The following is a 20,256-nucleotide window of genomic DNA, read 5'->3' as shown; positions in this document are numbered from 1 at the left end:
TATTAATGCAAAGTTAACTGCGTAAATTTTATTTTGAATACTGTTCCATGATTGCGTTTTAAAGTAATGTCGCCTTCTAGTTGTTCTGTAACCAAGTCATGTACTAACGACAGACCCAAAGAATCAGTATTTCTCCAATCTAAATTATCTGGTAAACCAATCCCATTATCTTGGATAGTCATTTCGATCCTATTGCCTACATTGTGTAAAACAATACTGATTGTGCCTACTTGTTGATTGGGAAAAGCATGTTTGAGAGCATTGGAGACTAATTCGTTAATCACCAATCCACAGGCAATAGCTTGATCGACATTCAAGCTTACTGAATCTATATCAGTTTCTAAAGCAATTTTACCAGGACAGATTTGATAGGAAATTAGCAAGCTGGCTGCTAAATTACTGATATAGTCAGCAACATTAATTTGTCCTATATTAGCTGAAGTATATAAATTTTTGTGAATTAGAGATATTGACTCAATTCGATTTTGACTTTCTCGAAGAACTTTGATTATTTCCGGGTCTTTTAGTGTTTGAGACTGAAGTTGTAATAAACTGGAGACAATTTGCAAGTTATTTTTAACTCGATGATGAACTTCTTTTAAAAGAACTTCTTTTTCAGCTAATGCCGTTTTTAACTTGATTTGAGCTTTTTGTCTTTGAACAAGTTCAGTTTGAGCTTGCTCTAAGATGCTGGATTGTTGAATTGCGATCGCTAATTGGACTGTCACTTGATCGAGCAAATCTAATTGATTTTCTTCCCACTCACGAAAACCAGAGCATTGGTGAGCAATCAGTAAACCCCAAATGTGAGAACCAGGGTTTTGAGAGCTTAATTCTAGTAGAATGGGCACAACTAAATTTGCTTTCACCTCAAACTGTTCTAATAGGCGAATATGGCAATCAGTTAGTCCAGCTTCATAAATATTAGCGATCGCTCGTTTGCGTCCCTGATAATATTCCAATCCTACCCCTGTTTGAAAACACGTATCATGAATCTCTACGCCCAAAGAAACCGTCCATCCAGGTTCCACTGATTCCGCCATAATTGTGCCGATCATCTCTGAGTCAAACTGATAAACTACGACTCGATCAACCCCAAGTAAATCTCGCACTTCTCGAACTGTCGCATTTAGAATATCTTGAAGATTCAAAGATTGACGAATCCGTTGAGCAACAGTTCGCATCAATTGCTCCCGCTCGGCTTGGGCTTTTAGAGCTAGTTCAGTTTGCTTACGTTCTGTGATATCTTGCCCAATACCAATAATTTGACCATTTGAAAGGTAAACATTAGTCCAAGACGTATCTAGTAAACGACCATCGTGCACCTGAGTTTTAAAGTCACCCCAAATGCGTTGTGCAGACTGCATAAAACTAATTACATGTTGTCGATATTCAGGATTAGGATATAGGAGTTCCAAAACATCATCAGTTTGGAAATCTTGAAATTTCCAACCGAGAATATTTTCCCATTCTTGGTTCACCCACTGGAGTTTCCCATTGGCATTGACCAGGGCAATCATCAATGGTATACTCTCAAAAATTATCCGCAAAAACTCATTTTGTTCTTGGAGCTTTGTTTCAGCATTTTTGCGATCATTGATATCATTAAATACTGTTAATATTGCTGATTCATTGTTAAAGTTTAAATACTGTAAAGAAGCGATCGCCCAAAAACGAGTTCCATCTGCTTTTTTTAATTGCAGTTCATAATTATGAATCAAACCTTGCTGATTAAGAACTGTTAGCAGTATTTCTAAATCTTTCAAATTATAATACAAATCTCCAGTTTTTTTGTGATTAACTAAATCTTCTGGAGAAAACTGAAATGTTTGAAGTAACTCTGTATTAGCGTATAAAATTAACCCATCAGACACACGCGAAATAATAAATGGAACAGGAATAGCTTCAGAAATAACTCGAAATCTGGCTTCACTTTGTTGAAGAGTTTTTTCTATTTGTTTGTGTTCTGTGATGTCTCGTATATGAACTAAGTGAGCCTTATAACTGCCATAGTCTATTGTCTGTGTAAAAATTTCAACATCAATAATCTGTCCGTCTTTTCGTTGATGTCGCCATTGCCCAGTAAAATCTAAGTTAGAGTGCTTTTGTTCTAAATATTCAAGCAAAATAGGCACATCTTCTGAAGGGCGAATGTCAGTTATTCGCATTTGCAAGAATTCTTCTCGTGAGTAGCCGTAGTGAACAAGAGCAGCTTCATTTACATCTAAGAATTGTAGATTATTCTGGTTATATACCCACATAGGGTTAGGATTTTTAGAGAAAAGTAAATTAAAATTACTTTGGCTTTTATTTTCAGGAAATAGCATTGTAGTTATGTAATCAAAGTTATAGTTATGTACTAATTTCAAGGAGTTTAAATTTTGAATAACTATTAATTGTTTATCGAAAAAATTTTCTTATTTGCTATTAATTACTAATTTTATATTAATGTTGATTTCTTATTTTTCCAACAGGATATCTTACACAAAGTACCCCTCCCAAAAAATAATTAACAGAGAAATTGGATTTTCTTCTATTAAAACAGGTTTTTAAATCTTTTACTGATTCAAAATTCCATACATACATAAGCTCTTTGATGTTTAGGGATAAAAAATATCGGTCTGTACTCAAAGAAACTTTCCACAGCGAGCATCCCACTTTTTTGCATGTTCATTGCAAGCGTTCGCTTTAGCGTTGTGTAGCAAAGATAAGCGAAGCAATCGCAAAATCCTCCATCCAACTTACAGCAAGTCAATGCGATTACTTGTCTGCGACACGCTTGCAAACGTCGTTCCTCTTCTCTACGAGACGCTACGCGAACGCAATGACAATTATTTTCTCATTAAAAAAAACTGGGATGCATCCCTGACCACAAAGATATAGCCGTAGCCACTAATGTTAGGACAGTGATGATTGCTCAAAGCTTTGAAGCAACTGGATTTTTACTCAGCACGGGCTAAACGCCCTGCTGACGCTAACAGCACTTTGCTATATATGTCGGTTCAATCTTCAATTTTCATACAAATCTTGCAGTATAAAATATGTCTGATAGTTTACACTAAGGAAATATCACTTGCACAGCTTCAAGGAGACAAAATAGCTTGAAATGCCTACACACTTAAGAATATGGTATTTAATCAGGCATTACCAATGACTTTATAGTTAGAGTTTCCGCAGGTTCAGTTCACAATTAAGTCCCATTTCCCAACTCAACTTAAAGCTAAGTCTTCTGGTGTATTACAGTTAAACAACATTTCTGGTTCTGCTAAGGGCAAAACTTCTACAAAATATTGCCGAAGCCACTGTTGAAACGATCGCTCCCCTTGGTTGATAAACTCTAGGAGTTGTGGCAAACAGCTACGGCGATAAAAACCACACAGAGGTTCCCAACCTTTGGGATGACAAGCTAAAGCTGCGATCGCATTATCCTCGACGCTATCAAGTCTACTTGCCCAATCTTGCAACACCTCAACCCGCAACCTCGGCAAATCGCAAGCTAGCAATAGCACCCAATCTGTCTTAACTTTAGCTAGCCCTTGAGCAAACCCAACTAGAGGCCCGTGGGCTAGAGATTTTCCAGACAAAGGTACTTCCTCGATAAACTGACAACCAGCCAAAAGCAAATCTTGATAGCGTTCTGGCCAGGGAGTTACTACATAAACAGTATCAGCGCAGCCTTGAGCAATCCCACAAACTCGCTGCAACAATGGTACCCCTTGAATGGGAATCAAGGCTTTATCGTGACCCATGCGAGAACTCTTACCTCCAGCTAATACAATCGCAGTTAATTTGCTACATGAGTTAATAGTCATTCGTTAAAAAAATAGAGGGTAAAAAACGAGTCAAACTAAATTAACCCGTGACGCTGAAAGTAGAATAAATTTATCTTCTACCTAAACCCCATCATGCCTATCCAAGAACTCGAACAACAACTCCTTCAGCTTTCCCCCAACGATAAACTATACATCATTCAATTCCTTGCCCAAAGCCTGACCACACACAACAACACCCACCCAGATCAACCAAGCAAACTCTCAGAGTTTTTCCGTCAATCCCCCCTAGCTGAACTCACCGAAGAACTTGACCTTAGTCGAGATCGCACCCTTAAGAGCGATGCCTTCACCCCATGACTTATCTCCTTGATACCTGCGTGATTTCTGAACTTGTTGCCAAACAACCAAATCAACAAGTTTTAGATTGGTTAGATGCCCAAGTGCCAGAAACGCTTTACCTTAGCGTTATCACAATTGGCGAAATTGCTAAAGGCATCAGTAAAATTACTGCATCTAAACGGAAAGAATCTCTAACAACTTGGCTGAATGAAACCTTGCCCAATCGCTTTCAACAAAGAATCTTAAATATAGATGTCTCAACAATGTTGTTGTGGGGAAATTTAGTTGCGCAACTAGAACTTTGGGGGCGACCTCTACCTCTGATGGATTCTCTGATTGCAGTGAGCGCAATTCATAACTCTTTATCACTTGTCACCCGTAACGAAAAAGATTTTTCTGGGACAAGGGTGGTAATGGTTAATCCTTGGTCTGTTTAGGCATCACACTATACGGGGTTAAATGAGCAACCGCGCAGAAAGTTACGATCAAGACTGGATGACCTGCTGGTAACATTCTAGTTGGGAGAAATAAAACTATTTCACGCCCTCACCTGACTATGCTGGACTTGCTGCAATAAATGCTCTACATTTTCTGCTGGTGCAAGACACTTCAAACCTTGGCAAACTAACCCAACGCTTCCCTCTGGAAAATCGGATGTAATGGCAAACACAGCCGCCGGCAAATACTTGGGAATCAAAGCGTTGATTTGCTCAGTGCTGCTGCGAATCAAAGTAGAATTACGATACCAATCCAAAGCTGTAAACAAGCTGGGACAAGCTTGGGGAGCGCGATGCATTACACTTCTAAAAGCTTTCAAACCAAGTTCCGCTAAATCCAAATAATCTAGATTATCGGTGAGTAGGGCCAGACGCACAAGGTTTGCGATCGCAACTCCATTGGCTGATGGTGTCGCATTATCTGCGTAACTACGCTCTCTAACAATTAACTCTTGACTAGAATCGCTTGATGTGTTATGATAACCACCTAATTCTACGCTCCAGAGAAATTCATTAAATTCATCTTGGATAGCGATCGCATTTTCTAACCATTGCTTCTCCTCAGGGTTAGAAGCTTGCAAATCTAGCAGAGCTTTAACAAACAAAGCATAGTCTTCAGACTGCGCTAAAACAGTTGGTTCTCCTTGATAGTTGAGTCTCTGGAAACGCCCACCAACAAACTGATTTTTCAAAATAAAATTCGCCGCTTGTGCTGCTAATTCCAGATATAAAGGTTGTTGGAAAACCCCAGCAGCCCTAGCCAGCCCAGAAATCATCAAGCTATTCCAGGCGACAATCATTTTCGTATCTGTCACCGAGGGAATGCGACCTGGCCAGTTAATAGTTTTTGCTTCCTGGTTGTTACGAGCAGCAGGAAAAGTTTCTAGTGACTCAGAATCAACGCCATAACGAGCCGTAAACAGCTTGCTCAATGATGTTTCTAGCGTTGCACTCAGTTGACCTGAATGGCGTCTTTGTAAAACATTAAGTCCTTCAAAGTTGCCGTTAGAGGTAACAGTAAATTGCTGTTGTAATTGAGTTAATTCTTCAGGCGTTAACAGTTGTTGTAATTCGCTGTAACTCCAGGCGTAAAAAGCTCCTTCTTCTGGTTCTGTCGCAGTAGATTTAGTGAAGCTGTCGGCATCTTGAGCAGCATAGAAGTAACCTTCTGGTCCAGTCATTTCTCGCTTCAGCCATTGTACAGTCCCAGCAACCGCTCTCTCAAAGGCTGGCTCTTGTACTCCTGCACTCCATAAAGAAGCTAGATACTCCACAATCTGTCCATTGTCGTAGAGCATCTTTTCAAAGTGGGGTACTGTCCAAGTCGGGTCAACAGTATAGCGATGAAAACCACCAGCTACATGGTCATAAATGCCGCCCAGCGCTAAGTCTAGTCCCCGCTGGGTACAAACTTGCTCACCATCATCGCCAGATTCAAAATTAAATCGAGTTCCCCGCAGTGCTAATTCTGCATAGGGAATCATCGGAAAACTGTTACTGGATTGAGTAGGAGTAATTACGCGTGTACTGGTTTCCCAACCTTGGCGGAGTAATTCATGATCTTCAAGCTCATCTGTTGTACCATCTTGTAACACCGCAGACGTGAGCAGCGACTCAATAATTAAGGCTTTGCGTTGCTGTAATTCTGCTTTTTCTGTATCGTAATAACGGCGAAGGGCTTGCAACACCTGCAAAAATCCCGGACGACCATAACGCGGGTCTACAGGGAAATAAGTACCAGCGTAAAACGGTACTAAATCTTCTGGGGAAAGAAAAATATTTAAAGGCCAACCCCCTTGGCCGCTCATCATCTGCAAAGCTTGCATATAGATGCTATCGAGGTCAGGTCTTTCTTCTCTGTCTACTTTGATCGGAAGATAATTAGTATTCATGTAGTCAGCGATCGCAATATCAGAAAAAGCTTCGCCTTCCATGACAGTACACCAGTGGCAACTAGAATAGCCAATGGAGAGAAAAATCGGTTTATTTTGCGCCCTTGCAGTTGCAAGTGCTTCATCACACCAAGGCCACCAATCAATTGGGTTTTCGGCGTGTTTGCGGAGATAGAGGCTCTTAGCTTCAGCAAGGCGATTAGTCATAATTAAACGCAAGTTGTTTGCCTTCTTTGCTCAGTCTACCCTGTTCTCAAGAGTGTGAGCCTAGACAGCTATGTACATTAAGTCAGAAACTCAACGAGCGAATTATACTTTTATTTTTAATCTTGCCTAAGTAAGTTATGTAAAAAATTGCAGTTTTGTAGTCAGCGTTAACTACAAGGAAATCATCTATATAATTGAGTTTATATACGCCGACTTACTTACACCTGTGCAAATTATGAAACATTCTTATTGAAAAGATCGCAATAGCAAGCTAACAATATTTGGTGGCATTTCTTGCTGCATAGGTGATGCTGTCTTTGTTTGCATTAAAGTATTTGGGCTAAGTCCTGCTATCAGATGGAGCAAGAAGGTGATGATGGCGGCTTGTATGAGTTTTTCCAGCATGGCACGTCTCTCTCTAAGTGGATAGCATTTCAACTGCGACTGGTTATTCTAAATACACCTTGTACTCTCAGTTAACCGAATCTAACAAAAATAACTCGATAAATGCCGAAGGAAATCCTAAAAAAATGTTTAAAATGTTACTAATGGTTAATATAATTCTCTAAGCAAATAGGATTTCGGTTATCAGTCTAATCAATACATCGCCAAAGTTGTGTAGCAAAGTCCAAAATATCAGATTGGCGACAATTGAAGTTTTTTGATTTATTCTTCTCTAAACCAGGATATTCTCTTGGACAGCCTTTGTTCCTAAAAAGTGTCCTTAGAAGTTGAATTTATGGCAAAAGCACATTTTGCTTTTTTGTTGAATAAGACAGAATAGCCAAGATTTACTTATATCTACCTGGGAATAGTAGAGATCAGCCCCAGTTTCGTGCTGTCACGGATAAAATGTATTTAAAGTAGCCACAAACACGCTTCCATGATTCCTATCGTTATTGAACAATCGGGTCGAGGTGAACGCGCCTTTGACATCTACTCACGGCTGTTACGTGAGCGCATCATCTTTTTGGGACAACAAGTTGATAACAATATTGCCAACTTGATTGTTGCCCAACTGCTGTATTTGGATGCTGAAGACCCGGAGAAAGACATTTATATGTACATCAATTCTCCCGGTGGTTCGGTGACGGCTGGTATGGGCATTTTTGACACTATGAAACATATTCGCCCTGATGTCTGTACAATTTGTACCGGATTGGCGGCGAGTATGGGCGCTTTTCTCCTCAGCGCGGGTACTAAGGGTAAGCGGATGAGTCTACCTCATTCTCGGATTATGATTCATCAACCTTTAGGTGGCGCTCAAGGACAGGCGACTGATATTGAAATTCAGGCGCGGGAAATTCTCTACCATAAGCGGCGGCTAAACGACTATTTAGCCGAACATACAGGTCAACCAATTGAGCGGATTGCTGAAGATACTGAGCGTGACTTTTTCATGTCGCCAGAGGAAGCCAGGGAATACGGTTTGATTGACCAAGTGATTGACCGTCACTCCGCTGGTAGTCGCCCAGCAGTTGCTGTTCTTAATTAATAGTCACGATTGGTTAAATGGTGATTTACCACTTTTAATTTCCTTAAACCCTAAAATAACCCCTCTTCAGTTATGAAGAAGGGTTATTTGATTTTAAAACCTGATTTAGAAGTTCAAAACTCGATTTAGAAGTTCAAAACTTGATTTAAAAGTTGGAAATCAAAATCCTGCTATTGGATCTGGCTGAGATTTGAGATATTGGAGGAATTCATGCAATTCCTCATCGGTTAGAAAAAAACGCGATCGCTTCCCATAGGTTTCAATCAGATGTTCCTGTCCTTGTTCTGGTGTCCAGCCTAAACGCTGAAGTTCAACATCTGTTTGAGCAATCAAAACTTCGTCTAATGGCGGTGTCGGTTGAGATATAAGGTATTGGAGGAAGTCTAATAATTCGACTTCTGTAAGCAAAGTAAGCGATCGCTTCTTATAGTTTTTTTTGAGATGTTCCTGTCTGTGCTCTGTTGTCTGGCGTAATCGCTCCGTTTCCACATTAATTTTGGCAATCAGAACTTCGTCTAATGGCGGTGTCGGTTGAGATACAAGGTATTGGAGGAAGTCTAATAATTCAACTTCTGTAAGCAAAGTAAGCGATCGCTTCTCATAGTTTTTTTTGAGATGTTCCTGTCTGTGCTCTGTTATCTGGCGTAATCGCTCCGTTTCCACATTAATTTTGGCAATCAGAATTTCTAATGGTGATGTCGGTAGAGATATAAGATATTGGAGGAAGTCTAATAATTCGACTTCTGTAAGCAAAGTAAGCGATCGCTTCTCATAGTTTTCTTTGAGATGTTCCCGTCCCTGCTCTGTTGTCCACCGTAATCGCTGCATTTCCACATTAATTTTGGCAATCAGAATTTCGTCTAATGTTGGTGTCGGTTGAGATACAAGGTAAAGGTATTGGAGTAAGTCCAACAATTCTTTATATGCGAGCAAAGTACGCGATCTCTCCCTATAATTTCTTTTGAGACGCTCCCGTTCCTCTTCTCTTGTCCAGCCTAATGACTGCATTTCGACATCTATTTGAGCAAGTAGTTTAGCAAAATTCACAGGTTCCATAACTTCGTCACAGTTTCAATAGCCTACGTCAATAGTCATTGACCTTTACTAATTACAAAGGACAAATGACAAAGGACAAATGACTATTGACTAATCAAAATCCCGCTATTGGGTCTGGCTGTGATTGCAGGTATTTGAGAAATCCGTGTAATTCTTCTTCAGTCAGCAAAGTCCGCCCGCGCTTACCGTAGGTTTCAATTAGATGCTCCCGTCCCTGTTCTGGTGTCCAGCCTAAACGCTGAAGTTCAACATCTGTTTTAGCAATTACATCCGATAAATCCACGGGTTCAGCTTTTTTCTTTCTCTTTGCTGTTGCTGGCGGGGTAGTGACATTTTCTTGAGGGCTGTAACTCCGAGGTGTAAATGGTGTGACATTGTTGGCAGAAATTGCCGGAAAGGTTTGATTTTCTGGCTGGTTATCAAAATTTATTTCCAAGTTCTCAACTGGAGGGTCGAATTCTAGCTCCCGGTTGGCACTCATCGGATTTTGATCTAAATTCTGGCCATAGGTATCGTTTGATAAAGGCGCAGCATTGCTGTACCCGTATTGTTCGTTACTGTTTGTTACTACTTCTGGTTTGATGTTCCGTTCTTTGGAAGGCGGTATAGATATTTCTTTGTTGCTGATTGCTGACCACTGACTACTAACAAAATCCTCATCTTTTGCAGAGGAATAAGCAGCAGGCTCACTCAATCCACCTTTAGTATTCAAGTCAGGATTTAGCTGTGCTGGAGAAACTGGATTTGAGGTCAACGCCACTGATTCTGGTGGCGCGTTTGTAATACCCAAAACTATCAGCGCCCTGGTTCTGGCTTGGTCTTCTGCTGCTTCTACTGTTTCTGCTGCTGCCATACCCGTAGCACGGGTGACACCTTCAATTTGCACGCTTGCCCGAACAATATATTTTCCTTGAAAAATTTGTACTAATTCAGAAATCAAACTGCCTTTGGGATACAAGCTCTGGAATTGAGCCAACATAATACTGCTACCAATCTAAATCTGCTGGGGACTTGGGATTAGGGACTGGGGACTGGGAAAGAATTATTTTAATCCTAATCCCTAATACCCAATCCCCAGTCCCTTTTAATGCTTTGTGTTGTGTCCCAATTGTAGCAGTAGCTCTTTTTTGACGAAATTTTTGGTCAGTGCTAACTTATCTGGGTAGTCTTGCTTGCAATGCTATACTGAATACCCAAGTCTATATCTAGAACTATTTTCTGGAAGTGCCCTCTAAATCTACAATAGTGGAGATAAGGTTCGCCCTCGCTGCTTATTAAGCTGCTTACCTAATTGTTACCGATTCTACATGTGGGAAAATTGGGTTCACCAGCAGTTCCTCCTAGTTAAAAATCAGAGTCTAATGGCGTAAAATTACCTTCTCTCTAGACAATCAAACACCTGTAGTTTCCACGCCACTTGTTCCTACTTGGGGAGACCCCAGGACTGTAGTGGCTCCCCTGCATAGCGCTTTTGGGCAGTATGGATTCTCTAAACCCAGCTTCTCAAAAACCCGTCGCGTAATTAACTAGCGGGGCTAAATTTTAATCAGGCGTGCAATCTTAAGTTTGGTTAGGTGAAGGGACTTGAACGCAGGCGAATTCTGAGAGCACCGTGCAGTGAGAAGTTCGTAAATGCCCAGAGTTGTCCGTGGGTTGGCTTCTTTGCAAAGGAACTGCGGTGAGTAGTTTCCCGCTCTTACTGGGTCGGGCTTCCTTTCCTTAGAACTTAGGAAGCTTGCTTCAGGGCAATTAGTTTCCAGCTTATTTCTGTAAGCCGTGAGGGTATACAGAAAGGAACCAGATTAAACAACAAATGATGTTTTGACCAAAGGTCGGTTCACTGCATGGAATTTTCAATCGCTACACTCCTTGCCAATTTCACCGATGATAAATTGGTAGCTCGGAAGGTTTTAGAAAAGAAACTTGGCTGTGAAGATGAAAAAAGTTTACAAAAACTTCACATTGCTTTAGATGTTCTGGAAAAAATCGGTATTTTAGTGAAGGAACGGGGCAAGTACCGCCGTGTTTCAGAAGAGGGAATAATCGAGGCAAAACTCCGTTGTTCTAGTAAAGGCTTTTGCTTTGCTATTCAAGATGTGGAAGGAGCTGAGGATATTTACATCCGCGAAAGTCATCTGAGTAATGCTTGGAATGGCGATCGCGTTTTGGTGAGAGTTCTCAAAGAAGGCAGTCGGCGTCGCTCTCCAGAAGGTGAGGTGAAGCTGATTCTCGAACGTTCTAACCACACTTTACTAGCACGAATTAAGCAAGTAGAAACTGGTTTTCGGGCTGTGCCTTTAGACGATCGATTGCTGTTTGAACTCAAGATTCAACCGAACGGGGCAAAGTTAGAAGAAGCGATCGATCATCTGGTTCATGTGGAAGTTTTGCGTTACCCGTTGGCACAATATCCTCCCCTTGGTCGAGTAGTGCAAATCCTCGGTAGCGATGCCGAAGCCGCAGCTGATATAGATTTAGTTACGTGCAAACACGACCTTTCCCGGACTTTTCCAGATAATGTTTTAGAAGCAGCCGCTAAATTGCCCAAAAAGCTACTAAAAGCAGACCTGAAAAATCGGCTGGATTTACGTAATTTGTATACTCTCACGATTGAAGGGGTAAATAGTGATACCAAAGTTATAGAAAACGCTTTTAGTTTAGAAAAAAACTTAGCCGGAAATTGGCTTTTGGGCGTTCATATCACCGATGTTTCTCACTATGTCCAACCTGACGAAGCCCTAGATAGAGAAGCACTCAAACGGGGCAAATCAGTCTATTTAGGAGAATTGGTGTTGCCAATCTTGCCGCCAACTGTGGTAGAACGCTGTTCTTTAGTACCTGGGAGCGATCGCTTAACCATCTCTTTTTTGATTACTATCGATCCCCAATCGGGAGAAGTGCTGGAATGGGAAATTCAACCCAGTGTAATTAATGTCGAGACTGCACTGACTACAGAACAAGCCCAAGCAATTCTTACAGGCGATCAAGATAAATCATCACAGGTTTCCCAAATACTGCAAGACCTCCAAGCCTTGCAAATAGCCGTAAAACAGGTACGCTTGACTCGTGGTAGCCTCCAGTTGAATCTACCGCCTAGCCAAAACGCCTATTATGATGAGGGGATTCTTGGCGCTGTGGTGGTAAATGATTTACCAGTGCGATCACTACTCACAGAGTTGGTACTGTTAGTTAATCAACTGTTCGCAACTCACTTAAATGCCCTTGGTGTTCCGGCTATCTGGCGAGTCCAAGGTACTCCTGATGTTGAAGATGTCCAAGAAATGCTGAAATTGGCAGTCAATTTAGGCGTTGACCTAACATTAGATCCAGAAATCGATATCCAACCCTTAGATTACCAACATTTGACCACAGCTTTTGCTGAATCTCCTTCTGAGCAAGTTCTTACTTACTTATTACAAGATACCCTTAAGCCGTCTGCATACAGTACCACCAAAGGATCTCACTTTGGTCTGGCACTACCGCAATATGTCCATTTTAGCGCTCCCTTGCGGCGTTTCCCAGATTTGCTGATGCAGAGAGTGTATTATACGCTACTCGAAAACGGACGCGATCGCCGCAATACTCGTGTTAGAGAGCGCGTTAATCTCCGCCACTCCTCCAGCCACGAGGAAATTAACTGGAACGTTTTACCCCCGGAATTGCAACAAGAACTGCAAAGCGATTTGACTAGGGTAATCGTCCAAATCAACGACCGAGAAAAAGAAGTCCAAGAAGCCGAAGCCGATTTAGCTGGACTGCAAAAAGCCCAACTGATGAAGCAACGCATCGGTCAGGTATTTCAAGGCGTGATTACCGGGGTTCAATCCTACGGTTTCTTTGTGGAAATTGAAGTACCAGCCGCTGAGGTGGAGTCTAGGAGTAATCCTGGTATGCCTTTGAGAGTAGAGGGATTGGTACACGTTAGTTCTCTCAAAGATGATTGGTATGAATATCGCGCCAGACAACAGGCACTATTTGGGCGGAAAAATCGCGCTTCTTACAGACTAGGCGATCGCGTCGCTGTCCAAGTTAAAAGTGTCGATTACTACCGTCAGCAAATTGATTTGGTAACAGTTGGCAGTGATGGCTTCGCTAAAGGTTTAACTGGCAATGATTCCCATGATGACCTTTCAGACCTCTACTTACCAAATGATATGGAGCCTGATGACCTAGATCCTTACTCTGAGGATGAGTAAAATCCACTAAAAATTACGTGTCAAATCACACCAAACCTTTAATTATAGGCGTATCGGGCGCATCTGGACTGATTTACGCTGTTCGCGCGATCAAATTTTTGCTAGAAGCGGAGTATAGTATTGAATTGGTTGCCTCTAAATCAACTTACATGGTTTGGCAGTCAGAACAGGAAATTCGGATGCCATCAGAACCAACCGGGCAAGAATTATTCTGGCGAGAGCAGGCTGGAGTTCCACTTTTGGGTAAACTCCGGTGTCATCCTTGGAGCGATGTCGGAGCCGGAGTTGCCAGCGGTTCCTTTGCGACTCTGGGGATGATGATTATTCCATGCAGCATGAGTACAGTGGCAAAGCTAGCGGTTGGCTTGAGTTCCGATTTACTAGAACGAGCAGCGGATGTCCAACTCAAAGAAGGGCGAAAGCTGGTTATTGTCCCGCGTGAAACTCCTTTTAGTCTCATCCATCTACGTAACTTAACTTCTTTAGCAGAAGTTGGAGTGAGAGTTGTCCCTGCTATTCCCGCCTGGTATCACAATCCCCAAACCATTGAGGATTTAGTTGATTTTGTAGTTGCCCGTGCTTTAGATCAACTAGATATTGACTGTATCCCAATTCAGCGGTGGCAAGGAAGGAAGTAAAAAGGTAAAAGTAAAAAGGTGAGCCACTACGGTGGACGGGTTCCCCGGCATAAAGGAGCCAGCCGCGTGGGCGGATCTCCCGACTTGAGCGGACTGGCGTCAAGTGGCGTTAGCGCAGCGTTAGCGATGCAGGAGCGTCACCCGTTCGCGCAGCGTCTTGCAGAGAAGGGTAAAAGAAACATAGAGTTACTTTTGCTTTTTGCCTTTTTGCTTTTTGCCTTTTGCCTTTTGCCCTTTGCCTTCTACCTTTTACCTTTTTTATGGCTGTAATTCGCTTAATTTTATTGGTGGCAGTACTGGGAGGACTAACGCTGTTATTAGTCCAAAATTTCTCACCTGCCCTATCGCTAGTATTTTTGGGCGTGCGAACTCAACCATTACCACTAGCGATATGGATTTTGTTCAGTACTGCCACTGGTGCTTTCACATCGATATTGATTGCTACCTTATTTAATTTATCCAATTATTTTGTGGCAGGACAACGCCAAACTCCTAACAGAGCAACCACCCCTTCAAGCCGTGCCACAACCCAAAGAGAAGAATTTACATCTCGCCCTGCCAGTTCTCCACCACCAGCTAGTAAAAATGAAGAGTCTAGCAATGAGGTATTTGATGATTGGGAGACAAATAGCAGTAGAGATGATGATTGGAACTTTGATGAACAGTCATCAGCACCTACCCCTAGTCCTCAAGCTCAACAGCCTAGAGATTCAACAACTTACGAACGTCAATCAGAAGCCAAAAGTAGTTCTCGGTCTGGTTCAGTTTACTCCTACAGCTACCGTGAGCCAAAAAATACAGCTGCGGGAAAAACTGAATCAATTTACGATGCTGATTACCGGGTAATTATTCCCCCTTACCAGCCGCCAACTAGCAATCAAGCGGATGATGATGATTGGGAATTTTTTGAGGATGATGATTTTGAAGATGATGGTAAACGCCCCCGTCGGTGAGATGTAGCAGGCTACATCTCTATTTAATGCCACACCGCTCTCTAGACTCCTGCTTGACCTTACCAGTCATGGCAGCTTCCTGCAAAATCATGAAAGCATTGAAATCTTCCAAGTCATATCGGGTAGTCAACAGTTGTCGTAGTTGATCTTCAGCTGCAACTGTTAAATAGCCAGTTGCTAAAGCTCTTTCTACAACGTCACGAATTCGAGTCATGGTTGACACCTCATTCATACAATATTTATTCATTCAGGCTTATTGGGGTGGAATATGCAGTAGTCTTTGTATCGAAACTTCAATTTATTTACAAGCTTTTTTTGGGCGATCGCGGTAAATCAGTCATTATTTACACCTTTATCATAAACATTTAATTGAGCAGGTCTTGTTATAACTGAACTTTTAGAATAACGACCCTGTGCTGTTAGAAACACGGTATTGTGTATACTTAAAATTAACCATCAGAGTAAAAACCTTGATTATTTAGATAGACAGATATTGTTTGGATAAAGTTTCAAACAAGCTAAGTTAATTTTTTAGTTAAGTATAGTGATTATTATGCAGCTATTACCAAGTTACTTTAGGAAAATTACTACATTCCTGAGAAATTCATCGTTTATTACTTATGATAATTTCACAGAAAAATCGTTAATCTATTACCTAAGTTACTTTAAATACATTAACAACAGTAATTATGGCATTTAATTCCTCTTAAAAAGAAGATGAATTCGCAGATATTAAAACAATTGCTAGTTAGAAAAAATACAAGTAAAGTTGATAAATGCAAAGGGAAAAGCCTTGACATCCGTTGAAAATAAATTTCTTAGAGGTTTAATTTGTAGTTGTCTTCCTGCGGAAATTGCTAATATCAGCATCAAAGTTGTAGTAGTAATATTGTTAGAGTTTATCTTTCTAATGGTTTATATAAATACATAGAATAAATGCTGAGTAACCAAATCAGATACTCAATGAAGGTTAAAAACTGGAGTCGCCCAAGATGCGTTAGCGTACCCCTGATTCTCCAGGAAAGGCTACTGTATTCATTTCCTACGTGACGCTGCGCGAACAGGGAAGTAAGCTACAGCGTCTCGTTCCAAAAGGTATCGCACTTTTACATTTGAGTAAAACAATAAAAGCTTTCAGCTCTTCTAGCTCAAGAACTTCCCAGATTAAAATTAAACTTTTCAATATTTCCCCAATTGAGCGGCGGTTCTGAGCGCAGTAAGTAATTCCTGAGTGCATAATAAAGCCACCTTGATGAAGTATCACAAAGTCATTATGGGTGAAAATTACCCGATTCTGAGACATTGCAAAATAAAGCTGTTCTCCATCTGATGCAGCTATCAGTCCTGTTTGTGATGTCGTTTTTAAATCCTAGATTGAGTTGTTGAGTTTATAATTTAAAACTGTGACTCAGCACTCAAAACTTATAATTGGAGCGAAGCAACTGGTGAGCAGCTTATTACAAGGAGTCAACCTGTACTTAATTGGGATTATGGGCGTTGGTAAGACGACAGTAGGGCGCTTACTAGCAAAAAAACTGGGTTATGGGTTTGTAGATACCGATGATGTCATTGCTCAAGCAACAGGTAAATCTATCAATCAGTTATTTGCACAAGTTGGTGAAGCCGGGTTTCGTCAGTTAGAAAGCGACGTACTTTCACAAGTTTGTGCTTTTACAAAGTTGACTATAGCAACTGGTGGGGGGATTGTACTGCGACAAGAAAATTGGGGTCACTTACACCACGGTTTGATAGTGTGGCTAGATACGCCAGTGGAGATAATTTACAGTCGTTTAGCTGAAGATACCACAAGACCACTGCTGCAAGATGCCGATCCTAAAGGTAAGTTGCGATCGCTCCTCGAACAACGAACACCACTTTACTCTCAAGCCGATTTGCACATCACCGAGCGAGAGGGAGATACACCTGAAGAGGTTGCCAAGCAAGTACTTGAGGCAATTCCTAGCATACTGAAAAAACCTGTTTCTCTTTAATGGGGAATATTGAGCTAACTGTGTCTGCAAAAGATATTTTTCATGAATCAGTTAAAAAAGCTTTGCAAAAAGAACAATAGATAATTATGAGCAATCCATTAAAATTTAAATTTAGGCAAGTTAACTTCCAAATCGATTTAGGCGCAGAGAAAATAATTGCCGCAGAAAAAGGAAATGAAAAAATAGCAATTAAAATCAAAAGCTTTTTAAACCCCTCGGCAATTACAGATTTTTACTTCGCTTTGGGACAATTCCTTAGTTAGCGTCTAGCATTAGCGGGATATGAACCAGAGCAAGTATTATACTTAGCAGTTCTATTGGATACGTACCAAACATTTTTTCAACTGGAGTTTACTTAAACTGTGATCAAACAGTATCAGGTGCTATTAATTGTTTACAATCCAGTAGATGAGGTGATTGTATAGTGGATAAACTAACAAAATATCAAGAGTATGTTAAAACATTGTTGACAAACTATGCCAGTGATGATGTCTCGGATAAGGATGTCGAAGTCCAACTCATTTTAGACACAGAACGCAATTATTATCAATGGATGAATGTCGGTTGGCAAGGATTTAATCGTATTTATCGATGCGTGATGCATTTTGATATTAAAGATGGCAAAATCTGGCTGCAACAGAATTTAACCGATCGCAATCCGGCAGAGGAATTAGTGATGATGGGAGTTATACCAGAGGATATTGTCTTGGGTTTGCAAACTCCATACAAGCGTCAGTATACAGATTATGGCGTAGCATAATGCGATCGCTCATCGAACAACGAACACCACTTTACTCTCAAACCCAATTGCACATCACTGAGCGAGAGGGAGATACACCTGAAGATGTTGCCAAGCGAGTACTTGAAGCAATTCTTAACGTTCTCAAAACACAAGTTTCTCATTAAGAAGACTTAAGTTACCAAATTTTGCCCATCCGCAGGATAAATCCTGGTAATTCTGGATTACCACTAACTGCTTCGGGATTATCCAAAATTTCAACTTCTCGGTTCGGACGGTAAATGTAGACTTTTCGATTCTGCCGATCAATTAACCAGCCTAGTGATGCACCGTTATCGATGTACTCCTGCATTTTGTCTTGTAATTTTATCAGGCGATGTCTACGACGGGCTACGCCGACACTGGAAGAACGTAACTCAATCACAAAGCTAGGACAAATTGGTGCAAATGAAGCTTTTTGTGCATCTGTTAAGGCATTCCAGCGCTCTAGTTCAATCCAAGAAGCATCAGGGGAACGCATAGCGCCATTGGGTAGTGTAAAACCTGCACTGGAGTCAAAGCCTATGCCAGTGCCATTTTGTTCAGTCCAATTCCCCAGCTGTGCAGCAATGTTAAAGTTACGGTTGCCCGTATCTGAAAAAGCTGGTGGCATAATGATGACTTCCCCATTGGCAGTACGCTCAATTCGTAAATCTCCATTGGCTTGACAAAATTCGTAGAACTGCTCATTTGTCATCTGCACAAGGGAGGGGAAATTTACCATTAAGGGTGTGCTTTCAGTTTGAATTAGCAGCGTGGTCATTTTCATTCCATAGCTTCAGCTGAATGATTTCAATTCTAGAGGTTTGAAGGAGCGATCGCTGTTATGTTCGTCGAGTAATGTGGGAATAGTTATTTTGTAGGGTGCGTTAACGAAGTAACACACCATCCTGATCTAGCCTGTCTCATCTGTCGTATTTATGGGATTGACTCTAAAGCTTGAAGTTTTACTGCTGTGTCACCAAAGTATTCAATGGATATTGAAGAGTTTTTCAGTCGTCTAGATGCTGGGGAAAATGATTTTTCAGGAGTCGATCTCAGTGGTGCAGTTCTAAGCCAAGTTGACTTGTCTGGTATTAATCTCAGTGGTGCTGATTTGAGTGGGGTGTCCTCTGTAAAACTAAGTTATGGGGTGCTGATTTAAGAGACGCTAATCTGAACGGTGCTGATTTATGTGGTGCTGATTTGAGAGTTACTCGTATGGAGAGTGTCAATCTTGAAAATGCTAATTTATTAGAAGTTAACTGGCGCGGTGCGGAAAAATATGGGGCTTATTTCTACAATACCGTTATGCCAGATGGTGAACTCGTAACTGAACCAAACAGCTATGGCTGATCAGTACAAACATACTCGACTTTGGCATCAAAGATTGTGACTAGTTACAAAGTCTTCTACACTGACTGAAATAGGTTTTAACTCTCTCTGTTAGGCTCCTCATGACGGTCAATGATTCTGAATACATTAGGCAAGCTGAAGCCACTCGTGTGCGTGTACTAAGCGAAGCACTACCTTATATTCAACAATTCGCCGGTCGCACTGTTGTTGTCAAATATGGTGGCGCAGCGATGAAAGATAGCACACTCAAAGACAAGGTTATCCGCGACATTGTATTCTTATCCTGCGTGGGCTTGCGTCCGATTGTAGTACACGGTGGTGGCCCAGAAATCAACAGTTGGTTAGATAAGCTGGGCATCGAACCACAATTTAAGAATGGTCTGCGAGTCACTGATGCCGCCACAATGGATGTGGTGGAAATGGTTTTAGTTGGTCGAGTTAATAAAGAAATTGTCTCCCTGATTAACCAAGCTGGTGGATTGGCTGTAGGACTTTGCGGTAAAGACGGTAATCTATTTACAGCCCGTTCCCAAGGTCAAGAAGGCATCGGCTTTGTGGGGGAAGTCAGCAATGTGAATATCAAGATTTTGGAAACCCTCGCTAGCAATGGCTATATTCCGGTAGTATCTAGCGTTGCCGCTGACGAGACAGGGCAAGCTTATAACATTAACGCCGATACTGTAGCGGGAGAAATTGCTGCTGCATTAGGAGCAGAAAAGTTAATTTTATTGACCGACACTAGTGGAATTTTAAAAGATTACAAAGACCAATCTACTTTGATTCCGAAAGTAGATATCCGTGAAGCCCGCGAGTTGATTGCCAATGGTATAGTTAGCGGTGGGATGATTCCTAAAGTGAATTGTTGTGTGCGATCGCTTGCTCAAGGAGTCCGTGCAGCACACATTATCGATGGTCGCATTCCCCACGCCCTGTTATTAGAAATCTTTACTGATGGTGGAATTGGGACGATGATTCTCGGTTCGCAGTTTACTTTGTAAAAGTTAAGAGTACAGACGCGACGCCAGTCGCTATAACGGGGGGAACCGCCGCAACGCGCTGGCTCATTAATCGTGTCTGTACAGGAATTATCTTAGTCTACTCCCGAC

General features: G+C 41.4%; 21 protein-coding genes and 3 pseudogenes. 15 read left to right on the top strand and 9 right to left on the bottom strand.

What is annotated here, in order from left to right; translation table 11 throughout:
- Positions 1-2: 2 nt before the first annotated feature.
- Positions 3-2,327, bottom strand: coding sequence for a PAS domain S-box protein (locus V7K89_RS02620; RefSeq protein WP_335184193.1), 2,325 nt, complete (start codon positions 2,325-2,327; stop codon positions 3-5).
- A gap of 882 nt (positions 2,328-3,209) precedes the next feature.
- Entirely contained in the window at positions 3,210-3,812 is a 603-nt protein-coding gene (locus tag V7K89_RS02615) for a molybdenum cofactor guanylyltransferase (RefSeq protein WP_335184192.1), read from the bottom strand.
- Between the two features lie 93 nt (positions 3,813-3,905).
- Here V7K89_RS02615 and V7K89_RS02610 point away from each other — a divergent pair, with 93 nt between their 5' ends.
- Both V7K89_RS02610 and V7K89_RS02605 read left to right on the top strand, forming a co-directional pair.
- Complete coding sequence (locus V7K89_RS02610; RefSeq protein ID WP_335184191.1) at positions 3,906-4,130, top strand: hypothetical protein; 225 nt, start codon at positions 3,906-3,908, stop codon at positions 4,128-4,130.
- Complete coding sequence (locus V7K89_RS02605; RefSeq protein WP_335184190.1) at positions 4,127-4,549, top strand: type II toxin-antitoxin system VapC family toxin; 423 nt, start codon at positions 4,127-4,129, stop codon at positions 4,547-4,549. Before V7K89_RS02610 ends, V7K89_RS02605 begins: the two co-directional genes overlap by 4 nt.
- 101 nt (positions 4,550-4,650) lie before the next feature.
- Here V7K89_RS02605 and V7K89_RS02600 read toward each other — a convergent pair whose 3' ends face one another.
- On the bottom strand, positions 4,651-6,708 hold the full coding sequence (locus V7K89_RS02600) for a thioredoxin domain-containing protein (RefSeq protein ID WP_335184189.1): 2,058 nt from the start codon (positions 6,706-6,708) through the stop codon (positions 4,651-4,653).
- A gap of 246 nt (positions 6,709-6,954) precedes the next feature.
- The gene (locus tag V7K89_RS02595; RefSeq protein WP_334913277.1) at positions 6,955-7,113 is read right to left on the bottom strand and encodes a hypothetical protein; all 159 of its coding nucleotides are present in this window, start codon (positions 7,111-7,113) and stop codon (positions 6,955-6,957) included.
- 478 nt (positions 7,114-7,591) lie between these two features.
- Here V7K89_RS02595 and clpP point away from each other — a divergent pair, with 478 nt between their 5' ends.
- On the top strand, positions 7,592-8,203 hold the full coding sequence (gene clpP / locus V7K89_RS02590; protein WP_322729505.1) for an ATP-dependent Clp endopeptidase proteolytic subunit ClpP: 612 nt from the start codon (positions 7,592-7,594) through the stop codon (positions 8,201-8,203).
- Positions 8,204-8,362: 159 nt separating this feature from the next.
- Here the strand turns inward: clpP and V7K89_RS02585 are convergent, their stop codons facing one another.
- Both V7K89_RS02585 and V7K89_RS02580 read right to left on the bottom strand, forming a co-directional pair.
- Positions 8,363-9,259, bottom strand: coding sequence for a hypothetical protein (locus V7K89_RS02585; protein WP_335184188.1), 897 nt, complete (start codon positions 9,257-9,259; stop codon positions 8,363-8,365).
- 94 nt (positions 9,260-9,353) lie between these two features.
- Positions 9,354-10,238 carry a hypothetical protein gene (locus tag V7K89_RS02580; protein ID WP_335184187.1) on the bottom strand — a complete coding sequence of 295 codons (885 nt, stop codon included), beginning with the start codon at positions 10,236-10,238 and terminating at the stop codon, positions 9,354-9,356.
- Between the two features lie 865 nt (positions 10,239-11,103).
- Between V7K89_RS02580 and V7K89_RS02575 the strand changes: the two genes are divergently transcribed.
- Genes V7K89_RS02575 through V7K89_RS02560 form a run of 4 tightly spaced genes read left to right on the top strand, consistent with a single transcriptional unit; the run spans position 11,104 to position 15,046 of the window.
- Entirely contained in the window at positions 11,104-13,455 is a 2,352-nt protein-coding gene (locus tag V7K89_RS02575; RefSeq protein WP_335184186.1) for a ribonuclease R family protein, read from the top strand.
- A gap of 17 nt (positions 13,456-13,472) precedes the next feature.
- On the top strand, positions 13,473-14,093 hold the full coding sequence (locus tag V7K89_RS02570) for a flavin prenyltransferase UbiX (RefSeq protein WP_335184185.1): 621 nt from the start codon (positions 13,473-13,475) through the stop codon (positions 14,091-14,093).
- Positions 14,094-14,111: 18 nt separating this feature from the next.
- On the top strand, positions 14,112-14,363 hold the full coding sequence (locus tag V7K89_RS02565) for a hypothetical protein (RefSeq protein WP_335184184.1): 252 nt from the start codon (positions 14,112-14,114) through the stop codon (positions 14,361-14,363).
- On the top strand, positions 14,354-15,046 hold the full coding sequence (locus V7K89_RS02560) for a LapA family protein (RefSeq protein WP_335184183.1): 693 nt from the start codon (positions 14,354-14,356) through the stop codon (positions 15,044-15,046). The genes V7K89_RS02565 and V7K89_RS02560 overlap by 10 nt, the downstream gene beginning before the upstream one ends.
- Positions 15,047-15,065: 19 nt before the next feature.
- Here the strand turns inward: V7K89_RS02560 and V7K89_RS02555 are convergent, their stop codons facing one another.
- Entirely contained in the window at positions 15,066-15,260 is a 195-nt protein-coding gene (locus V7K89_RS02555) for a hypothetical protein (RefSeq protein ID WP_335184182.1), read from the bottom strand.
- A gap of 534 nt (positions 15,261-15,794) precedes the next feature.
- Here V7K89_RS02555 and V7K89_RS02550 point away from each other — a divergent pair.
- A pseudogene (locus V7K89_RS02550) lies at positions 15,795-15,979 on the top strand (NB-ARC domain-containing protein); the annotation flags it as partial.
- A 109-nt stretch (positions 15,980-16,088) separates the two neighbouring features.
- On the opposite strand, the pseudogene V7K89_RS02545 reads toward V7K89_RS02550, so the two are convergent.
- A pseudogene (locus V7K89_RS02545) lies at positions 16,089-16,397 on the bottom strand (hypothetical protein); the annotation flags it as partial.
- Positions 16,398-16,491: 94 nt separating this feature from the next.
- On the opposite strand from V7K89_RS02545, the gene V7K89_RS02540 reads away from it, so the two are divergent.
- The 4 genes and pseudogenes from V7K89_RS02540 to V7K89_RS02525 all read left to right on the top strand — a co-directional run bounded on the left by V7K89_RS02540 (position 16,492) and on the right by V7K89_RS02525 (position 17,943).
- Positions 16,492-17,037 (top strand): shikimate kinase, encoded by a 546-nt coding sequence (locus tag V7K89_RS02540; RefSeq protein WP_335184215.1) that lies wholly within the window; start codon positions 16,492-16,494, stop codon positions 17,035-17,037.
- An 80-nt stretch (positions 17,038-17,117) separates the two neighbouring features.
- Positions 17,118-17,462: pseudogene (locus tag V7K89_RS02535) on the top strand (element excision factor XisH family protein).
- Positions 17,462-17,797 carry a XisI protein gene (locus tag V7K89_RS02530; RefSeq protein WP_335184181.1) on the top strand — a complete coding sequence of 112 codons (336 nt, stop codon included), beginning with the start codon at positions 17,462-17,464 and terminating at the stop codon, positions 17,795-17,797. The pseudogene V7K89_RS02535 and the gene V7K89_RS02530 overlap by 1 nt, the downstream one beginning before the upstream one ends.
- Positions 17,797-17,943, top strand: a complete 147-nt coding sequence (locus V7K89_RS02525; RefSeq protein ID WP_335184180.1) for a hypothetical protein — start codon at positions 17,797-17,799, stop codon at positions 17,941-17,943. Before V7K89_RS02530 ends, V7K89_RS02525 begins: the two co-directional genes overlap by 1 nt.
- 11 nt (positions 17,944-17,954) lie before the next feature.
- Here the strand turns inward: V7K89_RS02525 and V7K89_RS02520 are convergent, their stop codons facing one another.
- Positions 17,955-18,578: a Uma2 family endonuclease gene (locus tag V7K89_RS02520; protein WP_335184214.1), complete on the bottom strand. Its 624-nt coding sequence runs from the start codon at positions 18,576-18,578 to the stop codon at positions 17,955-17,957.
- Positions 18,579-18,770: 192 nt separating this feature from the next.
- Here V7K89_RS02520 and V7K89_RS02515 point away from each other — a divergent pair, with 192 nt between their 5' ends.
- From V7K89_RS02515 to argB, 3 genes are all read left to right on the top strand, one after another.
- The gene (locus tag V7K89_RS02515) at positions 18,771-18,959 is read left to right on the top strand and encodes a pentapeptide repeat-containing protein (RefSeq protein WP_335184179.1); all 189 of its coding nucleotides are present in this window, start codon (positions 18,771-18,773) and stop codon (positions 18,957-18,959) included.
- A 56-nt stretch (positions 18,960-19,015) separates the two neighbouring features.
- Positions 19,016-19,150, top strand: coding sequence for a hypothetical protein (locus V7K89_RS02510; protein WP_335184178.1), 135 nt, complete (start codon positions 19,016-19,018; stop codon positions 19,148-19,150).
- Positions 19,151-19,251: 101 nt separating this feature from the next.
- A complete protein-coding gene (gene argB / locus V7K89_RS02505; protein WP_335184177.1) occupies positions 19,252-20,148 on the top strand; it encodes an acetylglutamate kinase in 897 nt (298 codons plus the stop codon).
- Positions 20,149-20,256: the final 108 nt, after the last annotated feature.

The organism is Nostoc sp. (assembly GCF_036917515.1).
Taxonomy (GTDB): domain Bacteria; phylum Cyanobacteriota; class Cyanobacteriia; order Cyanobacteriales; family Nostocaceae; genus Nostoc.
The sequence above is the reverse complement of the archived record's forward strand: the minus strand, read 5'-3'. Positions and strand labels throughout refer to the sequence as shown.